Origin of the sequence: Streptomyces sp. NPDC005494 (assembly GCF_042872025.1) — a bacterium.
Taxonomy (GTDB): domain Bacteria; phylum Actinomycetota; class Actinomycetes; order Streptomycetales; family Streptomycetaceae; genus Streptomyces.
The window spans coordinates 121,273-139,470 of the sequence record NZ_JBIAJR010000002.1; the positions used below are offsets into that span (position 1 = coordinate 121,273).

At 72.0% G+C, this 18,198-nt stretch carries 19 protein-coding genes; 10 read left to right on the forward strand and 9 right to left on the reverse strand.

Annotated features, from left to right (window positions below):
- Positions 1 to 28 precede the first annotated feature (28 nt).
- A complete protein-coding gene (locus tag ACFYQ6_RS06355; protein WP_388761071.1) occupies positions 29 to 1,000 on the forward strand; it encodes a hypothetical protein in 972 nt (323 codons plus the stop codon).
- Between the two features lie 278 nt (positions 1,001 to 1,278).
- On the opposite strand, the gene ACFYQ6_RS06360 is transcribed toward ACFYQ6_RS06355, so the two are convergent.
- From ACFYQ6_RS06360 to ACFYQ6_RS06380, 5 genes are all read right to left on the reverse strand, one after another.
- On the reverse strand, positions 1,279 to 1,875 hold the full coding sequence (locus ACFYQ6_RS06360) for an HAAS signaling domain-containing protein (RefSeq protein WP_361573274.1): 597 nt from the start codon (positions 1,873 to 1,875) through the stop codon (positions 1,279 to 1,281).
- On the reverse strand, positions 1,872 to 2,246 hold the full coding sequence (locus tag ACFYQ6_RS06365; protein WP_361573272.1) for a PadR family transcriptional regulator: 375 nt from the start codon (positions 2,244 to 2,246) through the stop codon (positions 1,872 to 1,874). The genes ACFYQ6_RS06360 and ACFYQ6_RS06365 overlap by 4 nt, the downstream gene beginning before the upstream one ends.
- A 678-nt stretch (positions 2,247 to 2,924) precedes the next feature.
- Positions 2,925 to 3,806, reverse strand: coding sequence for a DUF2510 domain-containing protein (locus ACFYQ6_RS06370; protein ID WP_361573440.1), 882 nt, complete (start codon positions 3,804 to 3,806; stop codon positions 2,925 to 2,927).
- Positions 3,807 to 4,010: 204 nt separating this feature from the next.
- The gene (locus ACFYQ6_RS06375; protein WP_361573270.1) at positions 4,011 to 4,682 is read right to left on the reverse strand and encodes a response regulator transcription factor; all 672 of its coding nucleotides are present in this window, start codon (positions 4,680 to 4,682) and stop codon (positions 4,011 to 4,013) included.
- A 2-nt stretch (positions 4,683 to 4,684) separates the two neighbouring features.
- Positions 4,685 to 5,638 carry a HAMP domain-containing sensor histidine kinase gene (locus ACFYQ6_RS06380; RefSeq protein WP_388761075.1) on the reverse strand — a complete coding sequence of 318 codons (954 nt, stop codon included), beginning with the start codon at positions 5,636 to 5,638 and terminating at the stop codon, positions 4,685 to 4,687.
- 214 nt (positions 5,639 to 5,852) lie between these two features.
- Between ACFYQ6_RS06380 and ACFYQ6_RS06385 the strand changes: the two genes are divergently transcribed.
- Positions 5,853 to 6,161 carry a hypothetical protein gene (locus ACFYQ6_RS06385; protein ID WP_361573266.1) on the forward strand — a complete coding sequence of 103 codons (309 nt, stop codon included), beginning with the start codon at positions 5,853 to 5,855 and terminating at the stop codon, positions 6,159 to 6,161.
- 81 nt (positions 6,162 to 6,242) lie between these two features.
- Positions 6,243 to 6,974 carry a FadR/GntR family transcriptional regulator gene (locus ACFYQ6_RS06390; RefSeq protein WP_388761078.1) on the forward strand — a complete coding sequence of 244 codons (732 nt, stop codon included), beginning with the start codon at positions 6,243 to 6,245 and terminating at the stop codon, positions 6,972 to 6,974.
- A 33-nt stretch (positions 6,975 to 7,007) separates the two neighbouring features.
- On the opposite strand, the gene ACFYQ6_RS06395 is transcribed toward ACFYQ6_RS06390, so the two are convergent.
- A complete protein-coding gene (locus tag ACFYQ6_RS06395) occupies positions 7,008 to 7,970 on the reverse strand; it encodes a DMT family transporter (protein ID WP_388761080.1) in 963 nt (320 codons plus the stop codon).
- A 150-nt stretch (positions 7,971 to 8,120) separates the two neighbouring features.
- On the opposite strand from ACFYQ6_RS06395, the gene ACFYQ6_RS06400 reads away from it, so the two are divergent.
- The 7 genes from ACFYQ6_RS06400 to ACFYQ6_RS06430 all read left to right on the forward strand — a co-directional run bounded on the left by ACFYQ6_RS06400 (position 8,121) and on the right by ACFYQ6_RS06430 (position 14,029).
- Positions 8,121 to 8,573 carry an Lrp/AsnC family transcriptional regulator gene (locus tag ACFYQ6_RS06400; protein ID WP_388761083.1) on the forward strand — a complete coding sequence of 151 codons (453 nt, stop codon included), beginning with the start codon at positions 8,121 to 8,123 and terminating at the stop codon, positions 8,571 to 8,573.
- Between the two features lie 240 nt (positions 8,574 to 8,813).
- On the forward strand, positions 8,814 to 9,422 hold the full coding sequence (locus ACFYQ6_RS06405) for a TetR/AcrR family transcriptional regulator (RefSeq protein ID WP_361573258.1): 609 nt from the start codon (positions 8,814 to 8,816) through the stop codon (positions 9,420 to 9,422).
- A gap of 11 nt (positions 9,423 to 9,433) precedes the next feature.
- Positions 9,434 to 10,420 carry a DMT family transporter gene (locus ACFYQ6_RS06410; protein ID WP_388761086.1) on the forward strand — a complete coding sequence of 329 codons (987 nt, stop codon included), beginning with the start codon at positions 9,434 to 9,436 and terminating at the stop codon, positions 10,418 to 10,420.
- A gap of 34 nt (positions 10,421 to 10,454) precedes the next feature.
- A complete protein-coding gene (locus ACFYQ6_RS06415) occupies positions 10,455 to 11,222 on the forward strand; it encodes a (Fe-S)-binding protein (protein ID WP_361573254.1) in 768 nt (255 codons plus the stop codon).
- Positions 11,219 to 12,763: a lactate utilization protein B gene (locus ACFYQ6_RS06420; protein WP_361573252.1), complete on the forward strand. Its 1,545-nt coding sequence runs from the start codon at positions 11,219 to 11,221 to the stop codon at positions 12,761 to 12,763. The genes ACFYQ6_RS06415 and ACFYQ6_RS06420 overlap by 4 nt, the downstream gene beginning before the upstream one ends.
- On the forward strand, positions 12,760 to 13,404 hold the full coding sequence (locus tag ACFYQ6_RS06425; RefSeq protein ID WP_361573250.1) for an LUD domain-containing protein: 645 nt from the start codon (positions 12,760 to 12,762) through the stop codon (positions 13,402 to 13,404). The genes ACFYQ6_RS06420 and ACFYQ6_RS06425 overlap by 4 nt, the downstream gene beginning before the upstream one ends.
- A gap of 268 nt (positions 13,405 to 13,672) precedes the next feature.
- Positions 13,673 to 14,029 (forward strand): hypothetical protein, encoded by a 357-nt coding sequence (locus ACFYQ6_RS06430; RefSeq protein WP_361573248.1) that lies wholly within the window; start codon positions 13,673 to 13,675, stop codon positions 14,027 to 14,029.
- A gap of 123 nt (positions 14,030 to 14,152) precedes the next feature.
- Here the strand turns inward: ACFYQ6_RS06430 and ACFYQ6_RS06435 are convergent, their stop codons facing one another.
- From ACFYQ6_RS06435 to ACFYQ6_RS06445, 3 genes are all read right to left on the reverse strand, one after another.
- Complete coding sequence (locus ACFYQ6_RS06435) at positions 14,153 to 14,812, reverse strand: hypothetical protein (protein WP_388762201.1); 660 nt, start codon at positions 14,810 to 14,812, stop codon at positions 14,153 to 14,155.
- Positions 14,813 to 15,270: 458 nt separating this feature from the next.
- A complete protein-coding gene (locus ACFYQ6_RS06440; RefSeq protein ID WP_361573244.1) occupies positions 15,271 to 17,160 on the reverse strand; it encodes a DUF2264 domain-containing protein in 1,890 nt (629 codons plus the stop codon).
- The gene (locus ACFYQ6_RS06445) at positions 17,157 to 18,185 is read right to left on the reverse strand and encodes a hydroxyacid dehydrogenase (protein ID WP_361573242.1); all 1,029 of its coding nucleotides are present in this window, start codon (positions 18,183 to 18,185) and stop codon (positions 17,157 to 17,159) included. Before ACFYQ6_RS06445 ends, ACFYQ6_RS06440 begins: the two co-directional genes overlap by 4 nt.
- Between the last annotated feature and the right edge of the window lie 13 nt (positions 18,186 to 18,198).

An 18,198-nucleotide genomic window follows, 5' to 3' on the forward strand; every position in this document is an offset into this window, starting at 1 on the left:
ACCGCCGATGCCGTTCACGGAGGAACACATGAATCATCTCGACGTCATCCGGCTGCTCGGTCTCGACGCCCCGGTGCGGGCGCAGGACGGCGGTCACGGGCAAGTCGTTCCCGAGGACTTCGAGTTGCTGGTCCAGGCGCTGCCGCCGGGGGTGATCGCGGCTTCGGTACTGTTCAGCCGGCCCGATGTCCCCGTGCGTTCGCTGCCGGACTTCACGGAGGAAACCGCCCTGCGCCTCGCGGACATGGAGGAATCCCTGCGCACGCGCGAGCACGAGCTTCCGTCGTCCTTCTTCCCGCAGCCCGGCGGCATGGTGCCGTGGGGCCGCACCGCCCGTGACGGCGTGCTGCTGTGGGACACCACCGACCCGGACACGGCGAACTGGACGACCGTCCTCACGGATTCCGATTTCCAGCTGTGGCTGGACCTTCCTTTCTCCGCGTCGGAGTTCATCGCGCGGGCCCTTCTGGGACGCCCCGAAGGAGTTCCCGCGTGGGAGACCTACGAGGAATACGAGGCGGGCTCGTTCTGGAATGTCGCCGACGACATGCGCGCGACGGCCACCGCGCTGGCGAACCCGGACATCGGGGCGGTGGAGGAAATCATCACCAAGGTCCGGGGTATCGGTGTCCCGGGCGTCCGGCAGTACGCGGAGGAGCTGCTGGACCGCGCCGTGAAGGAATCGTTCGGCGCCCTTCCGGCCGACTACCTGGCCATCATGAAGGAATTCCCCGGCGGGGTCGTCGCCGGTATCCGGGTGTTTCCTGTGGAGGCGAGGCCGGAGACCCCGGGGCTGCGGTGGCTGGACGAGGACCGGCTGTTCCTGCAGTGGGGAGAGACACCGGGGCACATGTTCGGCTGGCTCGCAGGCCAGGGTTCGCCCGAGGACTGGCGCATCGCTTACATCGAGCGGAGCGGCACCGCGCTCACACACCTGGAGGACCAGACCTTTTCCACCTTTCTGCGGCGTCGGTTGAGGGGCGACAACTCACTGTTCTGATCCGGTCCCGTCCGCATGTCCGGGCGGCTCGCAGCTCCGGCCACGATGGGTTCGGTCCCTCGCCGGGAGACCGAACTCCGATGGCAGAAACGCGCTGTGTGCCTGATTTCCGGCAGGGCGGCGCGCGGCGGTCAGGGCGTGGACGACCTGCTGGATCTCCTGCGTCGCACACGCCCTCCGCGTCCCGGCCCGGGTTCGCCTTCCCGCGCGTGGCGGCGGCCCAGCCGAGGCCAGTCGCATCGAGGTTCCGGGGGACCCGCCGCACCGGGCACGGCGCCTCAGGCGCGGCGGGCGCGCCAGAGCCATGTCGCCGTGCCGACGAGCAGGGCGAGCATCGCCACGTTGGCCACGAGGGCCGGGGTGTCGCCCTCCGGGCCGCCGCTGGACAGGTTCCACGCGGCGATGACGACCGTCGGCAGGACGGCGGTGATCAGTACGCCTGTGGTCTTCTGGACGGTGCTCCAGTGCACGGAGGTGCAGAGGAGTACCGCGCCGGTGATGCGGAACGCGAAGGCGAACGCCGGGCCGGGGAGGTCGGGGAAGACCATGGCGAACGGCAGCGCGAGAGTGAGCATCACCAGCGGGACCAGGGGGTGCACCTTGCCGCGGCGGGCGGGTGCCGCCGCATCGTCTCCGGTCTGCGTCCCGGCGGTCCCGTTCCCCGACTCGGCCAGCGCCGTCGACGCGATCGTGCGAGGGTCGCCCAGCTCCGCGAGGATCTCGCCGATCGCGGCGCCGGGGCGTTCTGCCCGGGTCACCTCTATGTGTTCGGTGAGGTCGGCGAGGAGTTCCTGGCGGCGGTCGGCGGGGAGTGCGGAGGCCTCGCGCTCGACGGTGGTGAGGTAGTCGCGTACGAGATCGGAAGAGGTCTTCATGCGGGGTCTCCGTCGGAGAGGGGTGAGGTGTTCAGGAAGGTGTCGACCGCGTCGCGGAAGCCGGGCCAGACGCGGGTGAACTCGTCGAGCGCGGTACGGCCGTTGTCGGTGAGTGCGTAGTAGCGGCGGGGAGGGCCCGAGGCGGATTCCTGCCAGGTGGTGGTGACCAGGTCGTCGCGGCGCAGCCGGGAGAGCAGCGGATAGACCGTGCCCTGGCTGGTGGCCAGAGCGCCGGAGTCCTCCAAGGCATGCAGGAGTTCCACGCCGTAGCGGGGGCGGTCCCGCATCAGGGCGAGCACGCAGTACTCCAGGACGCCCTTACGCAGCTGGGCGGCTGCCCTGGCCTGCTTGGTCGAATCACCTGGTTCCATGCGATGCAAGATACCTGGTCGCGCAAGTGCGCGGGGAAGGTGGGTGCGGATCTGCTCCGGGGGCCTGGGTGCCGTTCCGCATACGGAGTACCCCTCGAGCCGACTGCGGCGGGGTCCGCCGGCTTCTTCAACAGCGGCCGTGCGCACGCGAAAGCCCCGGACCACGTGAAGGGATCCAGGGCTGGTCGTCGGCGGTCCAGAAGACTGTTCGCGCCGGTGAGTTGGGCGGAAGAGCGTAGGCCGGTGGAGCCGGGACCGAACTCCCCGGCGCAGCGCGGGTGCTCGGTGTCGGCTCCGCGGTGGGCCGAGGACTCGGCGAGCCCGTGCGGGTCCGTGACCCGGGCGCGAGCCGGGGGGGGGGGGGGGGGGGGGGGGCCGCCCCCCCCCCCCCCCCCCCCCCCCCCGGGGGGCCGGGGGGGGGGGGGGCCCCCCGCGCGCCGCGGGGGGGGGGGGGGGGGCCGGGGGGGGGGGGGGGGGGGGGGGGGGGGGGGGGGGCGGGGGGGGGGGGGGGGGGGGGGGGGGGGGGGGGGGGGGGGGGGGGGGGGGGTTGCTGGCGGCCCCCTAACCGGCCCGGCCCCCCCCCCCGGGGGGGGGGGGGCGGCGCCGGGGGCGGGGGCGGGGGGGGGGGCCCCCCCCCCCCCCCCCCACGGCCCGGAACAGCGGCCGTGCGGGGTCGCCTCAGGTGGTCCGGCCCGAGCCGGTCGACGCGGCCTTCTTGATGCCTTCGGTGATGTCGTCCAGCACGGACAGCTTCGGCGCCTTGTCGTGGACGTCGAAACCGGAACGGACGACGACCAGCATGTCCGTGGAGTTGGGGGAGGGGAAGGCGAGCGACTCGACGTAGCCGTCGTCGCCGTTCTTCGTCACCACCTTCCAGCGCACCCGGTAGCCCTTCTGGCCCGCCACGGTCACCGCCTCGGACTTGAGCTCCTTGTGCGACGTGATCCCGCCGTAGACCTTCTCCCCGTACGACTCCTCGGCGTTGGCCTCGATGTCGGCCTCCGCCGCGGCCTTCGCCGTGGTCGCCTCGACCTTCAGGGCCTGCGCCGGCGCGGAGAACACCCCGCCGCGCACACACGTCTGGCTCTCGTCGCCCGGGCAGGCGTACTCACCGGTCGTCAGGCCGGCGCCGATGGGGCCGGACTGGCCGGTCCACCCGTCGGGGACGGGAATGCTGATCCCGCTGGCCGCGTCGGTGGCGTAGCCGTCCTCGGCCGGTATCTCCTGGCCGGGGCCCTGCCCCTGGCCGCCGTCCTCCCCGCCGCCCGGTGCGCCCGGGACGCGAGGGCTTGCGGAGGGCCCGGAAGGGCCTGCGGGAGCGTCCGCCGAGCTGCCGACCCGGTCGTCGGAGCTGTCGCCCAGCACGTACGCGCCGCCACCGACGGCGGCGAGCAGGACGACACCGGCGGCTATGCCCGCCCCGATGCGTATGCGGCGGCGCCTGACCGTCGCGGGCGACGGCCGCAGCTGGTCGGTCCAGCGGCTCCCGTCCCACCAGCGTTCCTGGACGGGGCCGATTCCTGAGTGCCCGGGGTCTGGATGCCAGCCGGGCGGGGTCATCTGCGTCACAAGAGCACCGTAGGCGCACTGGGTGAGAAACGTATGAAACGCACAGCGTGGTCGTAGTCACGTCCCAGGTGCACGTGCGCACCTCGCCGGACGGCGGACAAGTCCGGGCGGAGCCGGACCAGTTCGTAACGCACCCGGCATCGGCATGTGTCGCGCGGGACGACGAGGGGCGTACCGTACGGCGGCCGAGCGGGCCTACGGCTCGATCAGCCCGGCCCTGATCGCGTACCGGGTGAGTTCCAGGCGGTCGCGGAGCCCCAGCTTCTGCAGCAGATTCGCCCGGTGCCGCTCCACCGTCTTGACGCTGATCACGAGCATGCCGGCGATCTCCTTCGACGAATGGCCCTCGGCGACCAGCTTGAGGATCTCCTCCTCGCGCTCGGTGATCGCCCGGTCCGGCACGTCGCCGCCCTCCCTGACCCGGTCCAGGTAGTTCCGGATGAGGGCGGTGACCGCGCCCGGGTACAGGAACGGCTCGTCACGCATGGCGGCCCGGCACGCCTCGACGAGATCCCGGTCGGCGACCGACTTCAGCACGAAGCCCGAGGCGCCGGCCTTCAGCGCCTCGAAGAAGTACTGCTCGTTGTCGTACATGGTGAGCATCAGGATGCGCAGTTCCGGCATGACCCGGGACAGCTCCCGGGCCGCCTGCAGCCCCGTCAGGCGTGGCATGGCGATGTCGAGGACGGCGAGGTCCGGGCGCTCGGCGCGGGCCAGTTCGATCGCCTCGGCGCCGTCGCCCGCCTCGGCGACGACCTGGAGATCGGGTTCGCCGTCCAGGATCAGCCGCACGCCCCTGCGGACCAGTGCGTGATCGTCGGCGAGCAGGATGCGGGTCTTCGCGGAGCCGGCGGGGGAGTGGGGCATGGTCAGGCACTTCCGTTCCGTACGGGTACATCGAGGCGAATGTCCGTTCCGCCCGTCGCGCCGGGGCCGACGGTGAGCGTGGCGCCGATGAGCAGGGCGCGCTCGCGCATGCCGCGCAGGCCGGCGCCCTCCTGGGCGTCACCGATGCCCCGGCCGTCGTCATGGACACGCAGCTGCACCCCGTCATGGCTGCGGCGCAGGGAGAGTTCGAGCAGACCGGCCCCGGCGTGCCGGACGGTGTTCGTGAACGCCTCCTGGGCGATGCGGTAGACGACGAGCTCCGCCTCCTCGCCGAGGGGCGGCAGATCCTTCTCCATCCGCCTCCTGACCGTCAGCCCTCGCGGTGTCGGCGTCTCGGTCGTCAGGGCGGTCAGGGCGCTGACGAGCCCCAGCTCCTCCAGCACTCCGGGGCGCAGCCGCCTGGCGATGCGGCGGATCTCGTCCAGGCTGCCCCGGGTGATCTCCTGGACCTGGGCGAGCTCGTGGCGCAGCGGCTCCGGGGCGTGGTTGGTGACCCGCTTCAGTTCGAGCAGGACCGCGGTCAGGGTCTGGCCCACCTCGTCGTGCAGTTCCTGCGCGACCCTCCGGCGCTCGGCCTCCTGGGCCCACAGGGCCCGCGCGCTGCTGGTGGCACGTTCCGCCTCCAGGCGGTCCAGCATGCTGTTGAACGTCTCGATCAGGGCCGCCACCTCCCCCTGCCCCGCGACCTCGGGCCGCGGCCGGGGGCTCAGCAGATCGATGTCCGTCATCGCCCGGCTGACCCGCTGCAGCGGGGCGAGGCCCAGCCGCAGGAGCAACGCGTTCGCGCCGAGCATCAGCGTCATCCCGCCGGCCAGGATCAGGGCCTCGGTCAGCACCACCGGCGCGGACACGGTGATGGGGCCGAGCAGCAGCAGGGCGCCGGCCGCCACCAGGACCGCGGCGTTGAGCAGGAAGATGCGCCAGAACAGGGACAAGACCGCACGGCCTCCTTCGGACGGGTACCCGGTCGGGACGATTGCCTCCACTATCGCCGGTGCGGCGCGCCGCCGGGCCTCGACCGGCCCGCACGGCCGCGTCTGCATGGCCGGCCCCCGCGAAGATGGGTGTCATCCCCGATGGCCACCCGCCCCCGCCGGCGCCGACGATGGAGTCCGGCCCAACGGGTTCCGATCCGGGAGGGAAGTCACCATGGCCCACTACGACCAGCGGCTGAGCGGCATCGAGTACCGGCCCGTGCACGACGGCGGCGCACAGGACGGCAGCGATCACGACGGCGGCGCGTCCGGCGGCGCTCCTCGCGGGGACGCCCCGCGCGAGTCGCGGCCCCGCCAGGTCTGGCTGTGGCTCGCGGCCGGCATCGTGGCCCTGGTGGCCGGCATCGTGATCGGGCACGGTCTGCTCATCGCCGCCGGTCTCGTGGTGGCGGGCATGGCGGGGCAGCTCCTCGAACCGCGCCGGCGGTCAGGCCGCCGGTCAGCGGTGCCGCGCCCACGCTGAGTCACCCCGGGATTTGGTCCGACCACAGCTCCTGTGTGACATAGTCGGTCCATGCGTTTCGCCCGGACCAGGGAGTAGTGGATGCCTGTCGAGTGGCAGCCCGTACGGCAGTCCCGCACCCATGAGCTCGTGCTCCAGAGCATCGAGGAACAGGTCTTCGCCGGGGAGCTCAGAGCGGGCGACCGCCTCCCCCCGGAGCGCGAGCTGGCGCCGGTGCTCGGCGTCAGCCGGTCCGCGCTGCGTGAGGCGCTCCGGGTGCTGGAGACCATCGGTGTCCTGGTCGCGCAGCCCGGCCGTGGCCCCGACTCCGGCGCGCGGATCGTGCGCAACCCGGACGACGCGCTCGGCCGACTGCTGCGCCTGCACTTCGCGCTCGGCAGCTACAGCCTCCACGACGTACTGGAGGCGCGTGTCGTCCTGGAGCGGTCGAGCTGGGCGGCCGCCGCCCGGCACGCCTCACCGGAGGACCTCGACGCGGCGGAGCAGCTCGTCCGGCGGATGGGGGAGCCGGACGTGGGCGTGGCGGAGTTCAACGACCTGGACACCCGCTTCCACGTGCTGATCGCCGGCAGCTCGGGCAACGCGCTGACCTCCACGCTCACTTCCGCGGTGCGTGAGTCCGTCCGCCCGTTGATCCTGCGGGCTCTGGAGGAGACCGGAGACTGGCCGGCGACGGCGACCGCGCTCAACGCCCAGCACGAGCGACTGCTGGGACTGGTGCGTGAGGGGCGGGGCGGCGAGGCCGCCGACCTGGTCGAGGAGCACATCCGGGGCCTGCACGGCACGCTCGTCGACGACAACGACGCCTCGTGAGGGGCTTGTAGCTTCCGGGGCTCGCCCCTTCCGTCATGGCGTGCCGGCCGCGCCCGGGCTGTCGGCCTCCATCGCCTTACGCGGCGGCACTCCCCGCGGCGCCGCGGCCTCGCGCCCCCGCTCGATCATTCCCAGCGCCACCCCGGCGATGATGATGACCCCGCCCGCAGCCTGGGCCGCCCGGATCGACTCCCCGTTGATCACGACGGCGCCGATGACGCCGAAGACCGGGACCAGATTGAGGACGTTCACGGCGACGCTCGACGCCATCCTGCGCAGACCGTAGTTGTAGAGCAGAAAGCCCCCGACCGAGCACGCGACCGCCAGATGGACGAGCAGTGCCGACGCGGTCGCGTCCGGCATCCGCCGGTCGCCGGCCTCCAGCAAGGACGCGAGCAGGAAACCGGCCGCGCCGGCCAGGGTCTGGTAGTAGGTGACGCCCACCGCGTCCTGGCCCGTGCCCGCGCGCTTGCCGAGTACGTTGTAGCCGGCCCATGCCACCCCGCCGAGCAGCAGCAGGATGTCCCCCAGCCAGCGTGAACTCCCGCCCACCTGAGCTCCGTTGCGTACGACGAGGAAGGCGCCGAGGGTGGCCAGCAGCACCCCCGCCACGCGCGTCGCCGGCAGCCGTGTGCGAAAGACGGCCAGTTCCAGCAGAATCGTCATCAGCGGGTAGGTGGCCACGATCAGCGAGGCGTCGGACGCGGTGGACAGGTCGACGCCGACGTTCTCCAGGATGAAGTAGACGGTGATGCCGAGGAATCCGCTCAGATAGAGCTGCCGTCGCTGCCGTGCGTCCGGCCGGGCCGGCCCGTGCCGCCGCATCCGCACCACCACGCCCAGGATCAACGCCGCGAGGGTGAACCGGATGGCGCCGATGCCGAGCGGGCCGACGTCCTCCAGTACCCGCTTGGTCACCGCGTACGAGCTGCTCCAGAACAGCGCGGCGGCCACTACGGCGCACACCGCCCACGCGCCGGGTCCTCGTTCTCTCATCCGAAGTCGCCCTCTCCATGCCATCGTCGGGGCCGCCGTTGTCGTGCCATGACCGAACAAAGGTCAGCCAAATCGCGAGGAGGCTAACAACACATCGATCTTTGCGCTAAGATCCGAATTACCTTCGGATTCGAGCAGGGCGGGACGAGCATGGACGAACTAGATTCGGCACTGGTACGGATGCTCCAGGAAGACGGTCGGCGCACGAACCGGGACATGGCCCAGGTGCTCGGTATCGCTCCCTCCACGTGCCTGGAGCGGATCAGGTCGCTGCGTCAGCGCGGCATCCTGACGGGTTTCCACGCGGAGGCCGACCTCACGGCCATCGGCCGCGGACTGCAGGCCATGATCGCCGTGCGGGTCCGCCCGCCCACCCGTGCGGTGATCGAGGCCTTCCAGGCGTTCCTCGTGCGGATGCCCGAGGTGATCTCGGTCTTCGTCCTCACGGGGACGGACGACTTCCTGGTGCACGTCGCCGTCCGGGACACCGACCACCTGCACGCGGTGGTCCTGGACAAGCTGACGAAGCGTCCGGAACTCGCCGACGTACGGACGTCGGTGATCTACAACCACATGCACAAGAAGGTCGTCGGGCCTCTGTGACGCGGGCTCCGAAGTCCCTGCGGGCGGCCGGCGGGCGACGTGGGCTCTCCGAGGTGTGTGGCGGTCCGGCCGACGTTGTGCAGGTCCGCGAGGTGCGGCGGTCCGGCCTGCACCGTGAGGTCTCCGAGATGTTCGGCGGTCCGGCCGGCGACGTGAGGGTCTGCGAGGTGAGGCGGCCCCTCGGCGCGGAGGCCACCCCCTTACTGGGTAGACTGACCTACCTAGTAAGGGAGGAACGTCATGAGCGAGGCCCCCGCCCCGGCGGCGCACCCCACGAAGAGGCGGGGAACCGCCCGCGCCCGGCTGCTTGCCGCCGCGGCGAAACGCTTCTACGCGGACGGGGTGTCGGCGACCGGGATCGACGCCATCACCGCCGAAGCGGGCGTGGCGAAGATGAGCCTGTACAACAACTTCGCCTCCAAGGCGGACCTGGTGATGGCCTACCTCGACGCCCGTCACGAGGAGTGGCTCGGCCTCTACCGGCGCCGGCTGGCGGCGGTGAGTGATGCCCGCGGCGGCGTGCTGGCCGTCTTCGACGCCTACGCCGATCACGCGGACTTCGCGTACGAGCACGGATTCCGCGGGTGCGGGCTCCTGAACGCGGCGGCCGAGCTCCCCGCCGGTCACGAGGGGCGGGCCGTGGTGCGCCGCCACAAGGAGGACGTCGAGTCCCTGCTCGCCGGGCACCTCGGCGAACTGCTCCCCGGCCGGCCCGAGGAGGCGCGCGCCGTGGCGGAGCATCTGGCGTTCCTGCTGGAAGGGGCCATGGCGCGGGCCGGACTCGAAGGCGGCGGCACGCGCCTGCGGCACGCCCGGACCATGGCGGCCGGCCTGCTGGAGCGGCTGTGAGGCGGCCCGGGGTGCCCGTGGCAGGTCCGGTGGGCAAGGGCTCGCTGTGCGTACTCCTGGCCTCGGTGCTGTGGGGTACCACCGGCACCGCTGCCACCTTCGCCCCCGGAGTGGGCCCCCTCGCCATCGGTGCCGCGGCCATGGGTGTGGGCGGGCTGCTCCAGGCCCTCGTGGCCGTCCGCCGGATCGCCGCGGAACGGTCCGGGCTGCGTGCCCAGCGCGGCGTGGTGCTGCTCGGCGCACTGGCGGTGGCCGCCTACCCGCCGGCGTTCTACTCCTCCATGCACCTCGCCGGGGTGGCCGCGGGGACCGTGGTGTCGATCGGTTCCGCGCCGCTCGCATCGGCGGTGATCGAGCGTGCCGTCGACGGCCGCCGCCTGACGCGCCGCTGGATGGCCGGCGCCTCGCTGGGGCTGGCCGGCACGGTGCTGCTCTGCGTCGCCGAAGCGGCCGGCGCGCACTCCGGCCGGGGCGTCCGCTCCGCGGGGGAGACCGTGCTCGGGGTGGGGCTCGGCCTGGCCGCCGGGGTCACCTATGCCCTCTACTCCTGGGCGGCCCACCGCCTGATCAGCCGGGGGACCGGCTCCCGGGCGGCCATGGGTTCCGTCTTCGGGCTGGGAGCTCTGCTGCTCCTGCCGGTGCTGTTGTTCACGGGCGGGCCGCTCCTCCACTCCTGGTCCAACGCGGCTGTCGGGGTCTACATGGCGCTGGTGCCGATGTTCGCCGGATACGTGCTGTTCGGCTGGGGCCTCGCGCACGTGGCGGCGAGTACCGCCACCACGCTCTCGCTGCTGGAGCCCGCCGTGGCGGCCGTGCTCGCCGTGCTGGTCGTCGGTGAACGCCTGCCCCTCCTCGGCTGGGCCGGCACGCTCCTGATCGTCGGCTGCCTCGCCGTGCTGACCGCTCCGTCCCGCAGGACGCGGAGGGTGCGGGAGGCGGTGGGCGCCATGCCGGAAACCGGGAGCGGCCGCATGCTTCCCCATGCGGACCGAGGCTAGTATGGTCGGACCATAAATCGACCGGGGAGGCCCCATGCGCATCGGACTCTTCGCCACCTGTCTGGGAGACACGCTCTTCCCGGAGGCGGTGAGATCCACAGCGGTGCTGCTCGCCCGCCTGGGCCACGACGTGGTGTTCCCGCCGGGACAGACCTGCTGCGGACAGATGCACGTCAACACCGGCTACCAGCGCGAACCCGTCCCGCTCGTGCGTAACTTCGCCGAGCAGTTCGGGGACCCCTCGATCGACGCGGTCGTCATGCCGTCCGGCTCGTGCGCCGGCTCCGTACGGCACCAGCACGAGATCGTCGCCGAGCGGTACGGGGACGCGTCGCTGCGCGCGGGCGTCGCCACGGTCAAGTCCAAGACGTACGAGCTCTCCGAACTTCTCGTCGACGTCCTCGGCGTCACCCAGGTCGGGGCCTGGTTCCCGCATCGCGTCACCTATCACCCGACCTGCCACTCCCTGCGCATGCTCCGGGTCGGCGACAAGCCGCTCAAGCTGCTGCGGGCCGTCGAGGGCATCGACCTGGTCGAGCTTCCCGAGGCGGACTCCTGCTGCGGCTTCGGCGGCACCTTCGCGGTCAAGAACGCCGAGACCTCCACCGCCATGCTCCGGGACAAGATGCGCCACATCGCCGGCACCCAGGCCGATGTGTGCACCGCGGGGGACTCCTCCTGCCTGATGCACATCGGCGGCGGGCTCTCCCGCATCAGGTCCGGTACGCGCACCCTGCACCTCGCCCAGATCCTGGGCTCCACCCGTACCGCGCCGTACGCCCTGACGGAGGTCGCCCGATGAGCACGTTCCTCGGCATGCCGGCCGCGCCGCCCCGATCCCCCTACGGGACGGGAAACCTGCGCGGGGACCGGAAGTTCCCCGAAGCCGCGCACGACGAACTCCGCAACGACCAGCTCCGCCGCAACCTCGGTAGAGCCACCCGCACCATCCGCACCAAGCGTCTCCACGTCACCGGCGAACTCCCCGACTGGGAGCAGCTGCGCGACGCCGGATCGGCGATCAAGACCGACACCATGAACCGGCTTCCCGAACTCCTGGAACAACTGGAGCGGAAGGTCACCGAGCACGGCGGCACCGTCCACTGGGCGCGGGACGGGGTGGAGGCCAACGAGATCGTCACGCGGCTGGTCAGAGCGACCGGCAGCCGCGACGTCATCAAGGTCAAGTCGATGGCCACCCAGGAGATCGGCCTCAACGAGCACCTCGAAGCGGCCGGCATCACCCCGTACGAGACGGACCTGGCCGAGCTCATCGTGCAGCTCGCCGACGACAAGCCCTCGCACATCCTGGTGCCCGCCATCCACCGCAACCGCGACGAGATCCGGCAGATCTTCCTCGACGAGATCCCCGGCGTCGACCCGGACCTCGACAACGTGCCCGCCCACCTCGCCGCCGCCGCCCGCGCCTATCTGCGCGAGAAGTTCATGACGACGAAGGTGGCCGTATCGGGCGCCAACTTCGGCATCGCGGAGACCGGCACCCTCGCCGTGGTCGAGTCGGAGGGCAACGGGCGGATGTGCCTCACCCTGCCCGACACGCTCATCACCGTCATGGGTATCGAGAAGGTGCTGCCCCGCCATCAGGATCTGGAGGTCTTCCTCCAGCTGCTGCCGCGCTCGTCGACCGGCGAGCGGATGAACCCGTACACCTCGATGTGGACGGGCGTGACCCCGGGCGACGGTCCGCAGGACTTCCACCTCGTCCTGCTCGACAACGGGCGCACCGCCGCCCTCGCCGACGCGATCGGCCGCGAAGCCCTCAACTGCATCCGCTGCTCGGCCTGTCTCAACGTCTGCCCGGTGTACGAACGGGCCGGGGGCCACGCCTACGGATCGACGTACCCCGGTCCGATCGGCGCGGTGCTCACCCCCCAGCTCGCCGGGATGCACGCGACGAAGAACGATCCCAACAGCTCCCTGCCGTACGCCTCCAGTCTCTGCGGGGCGTGCTTCGACGCCTGCCCGGTCAAGATCGACATCCCCTCGATGCTGGTCGAACTGCGCCACCAGCACACCGAACAGTCCGGAACCACGGCCGAGAAGCTGGCCATGAAGGCGGCGGCCGGGCTGATGAGACAGCCGAAACTCTTCACCGCCGCCCAGAAGGCCGCCTCCCTCGGCAGGGTCGCCGGAGGACGCAACGGTACGATCTCGCGTCTCCCCGCCCCGCTCAGCGGCTGGAGCGACAGCCGTGACACCTCCGCGCCGCCCAAGCAGTCCTTCCGCTCCTGGCTGGCATCGGCCGAGGGCGCCGAGACGATGCGCGCGGCGGCCGAAGAGGGCGCCCGCCGGGCGGCCGAAGCTCCCGAGGAGGACCAGTGACAGCGCCCGGTGACACCGCACGCGACACCGTGCTCGGCCGGATCAGGGACGCCCTGGCCCTCGCGCCCGCCCCAGCCGCCGAGATCCCCCGGGCCTACCGTGTCGGCCGTACCCTCCCGGACGGCGAACGCCTGGCGCTCCTCACCGACCGGCTCGTCGACTACAAGGCCCGCGTCCACCCCTGTACGGCCGACCGGACCGCCGAAGTGATCGCCGGGGTACTCCGCGAGAACGGCGCCCGGCGCATCGGCGTACCGCCCGGGCTGGACGAGCAGTGGCTCACCACCTACGACGGCGAGGTGCTGCGGGACTCGGCGGACATTCCGGCCCCGAGCCTCGACGCCCTGGACGGTGTGGTGACCGCCTCGGCCGTCAGCTGCGCCGAGACCGGCACTATCTTCCTCGACGGATCGCCGGACCAGGGCCGGCGCGCCCTGTCCCTCGTGCCCGACCTGCACGTCTGTGTCGTCGACCTGTCCTCGGTGGTGACCGGGGTCCCGGAGGCGGTCGCCCGGCTGGTTCCGGAGAGGCCGACGACGTTGATCAGCGGGCCGTCGGCCACCTCCGACATCGAACTGGAGCGGGTCGAGGGCGTCCACGGCCCCCGCACCCTCGCCGTGGTGATCCGCACGGACGTCTGAGGCCCGCGATGTCCGGGCACCCTCGGTGAGGCGTCCGGACGATCATGTGCCGAGCCGGCCGGTGGGGTTGCGGAGGTCGCGGTGCCGAGGAAGACGTGGCCGCCCTGCAGTCGGCGGCGTGATTTCCGCGCCGCCCCTTCCCGGCCCCCTGGTCCGGTCGTAGTCGCGGTGAGCCGGTTTCGGCTCCCCTGATACGGCATGCGCCGTATCAGATGCCTTCTGGTGCCGAATCGTCCCGAACAGACGTCCGTTGTGGGACAGTCGGCGCGTGATACGTCTGGCGGACCCGCTTCGCTTCTTCAGCATGCTTGTCGCCTGGGTCGCCACACCCTGGGCTCTCGCTCCGTACTCCGTGCTGCTCGCCGTGGTGTCGGTGATCCTGCTGCTCGGCGCGCTGACCGTTTTCGTGACTCCGGGTGACAACGGGATGGAGAGGGAAAAGATCCTCGTGCCCGTCCCGGGAGCCGTGACCATCGGCCTGGTGCTGCTGCATCTGGGCGCGGCCGTCATTTTCTCCTGGGCGGCCTGGCCGACATGGGCGGCCGTCGCCGTGACCCTGCTGGCCGCGGCCAGCCTGATCGCCGAGCAACCTCGCTGGCGGCACCTGCTCGCCGCACGGAGCTGAGGGCTGTCCCGTTCTCCCTGGCGGGCGCAGGGAGAACGGGACAGCCCTTGGCCCCGCACGGCCTTCGGCGACCCCCGCGGCGACCGCGGTGCCCCCTGACGGCCGCCACGGCGCGGTCGTACGTCAGGCCAGGCCGTAGAGGGAGAACTCCTCCCACGAACCGGTGATCGCGGTCGAACGGGCGCGCAGCGCGTACTGGAGCGACCCGGTGTAGCCGTTCTCCATGGCGACGAACAGCCCGTTCAGCGTGGACTGGAGCGCGTAGCGGTCCAGGTCCTCGTTGTAGTACAGGTAGAAGCGCTCCCAGCCGCCCGCGGTCGTGGAACGCGCGCGCAGCATGTTCTGGGCGCTGCCGGTGTAGTTCTTCTCCACCGCGACGTACCGGTTGTTCGCCAGGGACCTCAGGGCGTACGTCGCCGAAGCCTCGTCCCACTCGAAGGCGAAGCCCTCCCAGGAGCCGCCGACCTCGGTGGAACGGGCCCGCAGCGCACCGGTGTCGGGCGCGGCGTAGTTCACCTCGGTCGCGGTGAACCGGCCGTTGCGGGCGGACTGCAGGGCGAGGAGCTCGGGCTCCTCGGCGGCCGAGGCGCTGTCGCCGGCGGCGCGCGGAGCCTGCCGGGCACCGGCCTGCCCCGCGATGCGCTCCAGTTCGCCGCCGTCGACCGTTTCCCAGCCGCTGGGAACCGCCGCCGGTCCGACGTCCTGCGGCGCGGCGCCGGCCGCAGGTGCGGCCATCACGGATGCCGCGAGAACAGCGCTCAGGGACAGAAAGACGGACGTGATACGTCGCACAGTCATCCTCACATGTCGTCAAAAAGAATTCCGGAGGCGAAAAAGGAAGGCCTCGACGGAGGGTTCTCACCCGTTCGGGAGGCGCACGGAACGAAAAGAGATGCCGGTCGCTTCACATACCGGTAGCCGTTCCGTGCGCATGGCAGAGCCAACCCCCCGAAACCGTCCCCCCATAGCCGCGCTGGCGCCTCCCCAGGCGTCGTCGCAGCTGCCGCGCCATGTGGCGAAGCTGTCTCAGCGTAACGGGGGAACGCGATCTGCGGCATCGATCCGAAGGAATTCCGGAGAAGAGCGAAAGCAATCGTGCAGCATTGTTGATTCCGCTGTTCCCCGTTAAGGAAAGCGAAACTGTGCGTTTTCCTCGCGGCTGCCTTCCCTCCGGAAATCCCGCTGCCCCGCCGTCGCCGGTGCTCCCCGTCCGCGCCCTCCGCGCCCTCCTCCGGACGGCCTCAGCCGTGGGTGACCTCCAGCGGCATGAGGCCGATCCGGGTCGTCGTACCGTCGTCCGCCCAACGGACCGCGACCCGCTCCCCGTTCACGTCCACCGCGCTCACCGCCGCTGCGAGCGGGGCGGTTTCGGGCTCCCCCGTGAGCGCGGCCAGTCCCACCAGCACCTCGGTACCCTCGACGTCGGCGCTCAGCCGGGGCAGCACGGCCCAGCGGGTGAACGCCGTGCCCTGCGGAGCCCGTACCTCCTCCAGATCCGTCCAGCCGTGCAGTCCGTGCAACGAGGACCGCACCGTGCCCCCGGGGTCCGTCGCCCAGCCCGTCTGCTCCGCCAGCGCCCCGGCCGGGGCGCCCAGGACCCGGTGGACCCGAAGCTCGTACCGGCCCCGGACCACGGTGACGCTCTCCACGCGCAGCCCCGGCCAGGTCGGCGGCCCCTCGGGGAAGACCGGGATGTGCCAGGACGCGGCCCAGCCCCAGCCGTCGCCGTGCCCCACCCCGAGCGGATGGATGCGGACCCTGCTGCTGCGCGAGCCCGAGACCCGTAGCGAGAAGTGGTTGTCCGCGGTGTTCGTCGACGCCGTGGGGCCCGTGGCCGTCGAGTACGCCAGCCGCGCGTAGAGCGGGTCCGACACGTCCGCCGTCTCCGCCTCATGGGGCCGGACATGGTCGCTGCCGTGGTTGTGCAGCCGTACGATGCCGTCCGCGCGCGTCGACTGGACGAGCAGCCCGGGCGACGGCAGGGCCAGCACCTGGTCCGGGCCCTCGCTCGGCGCCGGTTCCTCGTCGGCCGTCCACAGCGGATGTTCCGCCGGTGCGAGCAGCGCCACGAAGGCCTTGGACGCCCAGTACGGCGAGGACGGCCCGGAGTACACCTGGAGCGTCGCGTCGTGCGGGCCGTGGTAGCCGAGGCTCAGCAGGCCGTCGTCCCCGGCCGCACCACGCTCCAGGAAATACCGCAGGGAGCCGCTGATCAGCCGGCGCGAGACACCCGGCGCCAAGGGGGTGTGCCCGGACACCGCGCCCATCCCGACCGCGGCTCCCGCCGCGAACCGGTAGGTGAGGGAGCGTCCGAAGTGCATCGGCGCACCGTCCGCGCCGAACATCAGCGAGAAGCTCTCCAGGTGCTCCCGCAGCCGGCCGCCGTAGTGTGCGGCCAGTTGTTCGTCGCCCGACAGAAAGGCGTCCAGCACGGGGTACAGGTGCAGGGCCCAGCCGTTGTAGTGGTCGAAGGCTCGCCCGTCCCCGTCGGAGTACCAGCCCTCGCCCCGGTACCACCCCTCCATCAGGTCGAGCGCGCGCTGCCGGGCCCGCGCCGTCTCGGCGTCGCCCCGGCCCACCGACTCCAGGAAACCCGCGACGGAGAACGGGAAGAGGTACCAGTTGTTGGGCGCGGGGGAGTGCCGCAACGATCCGCGCAGCCACTCCTCCGCCCGGTCCTGGGTGCGTCCGTCCAGGGCGTCCCACAGCCAGGGCCGGGTCAGCCTGAGCCCGATGGCCACCGAGGCGGACTCCACCATCGGCTGGCCGAAGACGGTGTGGTCCAGGATGAGCGGCCAGGACTCGGCGTCGTCCCGGCCCGCGGTGCGCGTGCCCGCGTCGAGCCCTTCCGCGTACCGCTCCAGCCAGTTGTGCGGGTCCTCGCCACCCGCGCCCGCGACGCGGAACGCCGCGGTGAGGAACGTCCGGGCGTAGCCTTCCAGGCCGTCGGAGCGTACGCCCGAACGGGACGGGCGACCCGGCAGGTCGATCAGGGCACGGCCCGGGGTCGACCACTTCCAGGCCGCACCGAGCAGTCCGTCGGCCACCGCCTCCCAGTGGTGCCGGGTGTAGCCGGTGAAAGGGCTCGACCCGTGATCCGCAGGGGGGAGCTGAAAGGGGATGAGGGTCATGCGAGGAATGCCAGCCTTTCGCGTCGTACGGGATGGGCGAAGCTGCCGCCCTCGGCCCAGCGGGCGACCTCTCCGATCGCCAGGTCGGCCAGCCGCCGCAGTTCGTTGCCCTGCGATCCGGCGAGGTGCGGGGTGATGGTCGCGTTGCGGCAGTCCCAGAGCGGATGGTCCACCGGCAGCGGATCGGGATCGGTGACGTCGAGCACCGCCCGGATGCGCTCGGACCGCAGTACGTCGACGAGGGCGTCCTGGTCGACGACGGCGCCCCGGGACGTGTTGAGGAGGACCGCGTCGGGCCGCATCGAGGTGAGGAGTTCGCGGCTCACCAGCCCCGTCGTCGCCGGCAGCAGCGGTGTGTGGACACTGACCACGTCGCTCTCGGCGAACAGCGCGGGCAGGGAGACCGGGTGGACCCCGAGCGCGGCGGCCTCGGCGTCCGTGACGTACGGGTCGTGGAGCAGCACCCGCAGGTCGTAGGGGCGCAGCAGCTCGATCACCCGCCGTCCGATCAGGGAGGCGGACAGGATGCCCGCCGTGCGGCGGTAGTTGCCCACGTCGGGAGGGGTGGCCAGCCACGCGCCGCGCTCGCGCGTGGCACGGAAGTCGCGGGCCCGCTCCAGGACGCGCTTGCCCGACAGCAGGATCATCGCGACGGTGTACTCCGCGACCGGCAGGGCGTTGGCCGCCGCCGCGGAGGACACCTCGATGCCCCTTTCCCAGCACGCCTCGGTGACATGGCCCCGTACGGACCCCGCCGTGTGCACCACGGCCCGCAGCGAGGGGGCGGCGGCCAGTACGCCCGCGTGGATCGGCGGGCAGCCCCAGCCGGTGATCAGGATCTCCGTGTCCGCGAGCGCGGCGCGGGCCGTGGGGGTCGTGAAGTCGTCGATGGCGGGCAGGGGCGCGAGTGTGCAGACCTCTCCCAGCGCCGCCAGAGATGCGGGGGAGAGCACCGCCGCGGCGGCGTCCGTTCCCATGGCGAGCGCGGCGCGCGGCAGTCGGTGGGCGGGGGGAGTGCTGAGCATGGTTCTCCTGTGC

Coding starts and splice junctions, on each gene's coding strand:
- ACFYQ6_RS06355 (WP_388761071.1), top strand. CDS start 29: ATGAATCATCTCGACGTCATCCGGCTGCTCGGTCTCGACGCCCCGGTG.
- ACFYQ6_RS06360 (WP_361573274.1), bottom strand. CDS start 1,875: ATGAAGACCTCTTCCGATCTCGTACGCGACTACCTCACCACCGTCGAG.
- ACFYQ6_RS06365 (WP_361573272.1), bottom strand. CDS start 2,246: ATGGAACCAGGTGATTCGACCAAGCAGGCCAGGGCAGCCGCCCAGCTG.
- ACFYQ6_RS06370 (WP_361573440.1), bottom strand. CDS start 3,806: ATGACCCCGCCCGGCTGGCATCCAGACCCCGGGCACTCAGGAATCGGC.
- ACFYQ6_RS06375 (WP_361573270.1), bottom strand. CDS start 4,682: ATGCCCCACTCCCCCGCCGGCTCCGCGAAGACCCGCATCCTGCTCGCC.
- ACFYQ6_RS06385 (WP_361573266.1), top strand. CDS start 5,853: ATGGCCCACTACGACCAGCGGCTGAGCGGCATCGAGTACCGGCCCGTG.
- ACFYQ6_RS06390 (WP_388761078.1), top strand. CDS start 6,243: ATGCCTGTCGAGTGGCAGCCCGTACGGCAGTCCCGCACCCATGAGCTC.
- ACFYQ6_RS06395 (WP_388761080.1), bottom strand. CDS start 7,970: ATGAGAGAACGAGGACCCGGCGCGTGGGCGGTGTGCGCCGTAGTGGCC.
- ACFYQ6_RS06400 (WP_388761083.1), top strand. CDS start 8,121: ATGGACGAACTAGATTCGGCACTGGTACGGATGCTCCAGGAAGACGGT.
- ACFYQ6_RS06405 (WP_361573258.1), top strand. CDS start 8,814: ATGAGCGAGGCCCCCGCCCCGGCGGCGCACCCCACGAAGAGGCGGGGA.
- ACFYQ6_RS06415 (WP_361573254.1), top strand. CDS start 10,455: ATGCGCATCGGACTCTTCGCCACCTGTCTGGGAGACACGCTCTTCCCG.
- ACFYQ6_RS06420 (WP_361573252.1), top strand. CDS start 11,219: ATGAGCACGTTCCTCGGCATGCCGGCCGCGCCGCCCCGATCCCCCTAC.
- ACFYQ6_RS06440 (WP_361573244.1), bottom strand. CDS start 17,160: ATGACCCTCATCCCCTTTCAGCTCCCCCCTGCGGATCACGGGTCGAGC.
- ACFYQ6_RS06445 (WP_361573242.1), bottom strand. CDS start 18,185: ATGCTCAGCACTCCCCCCGCCCACCGACTGCCGCGCGCCGCGCTCGCC.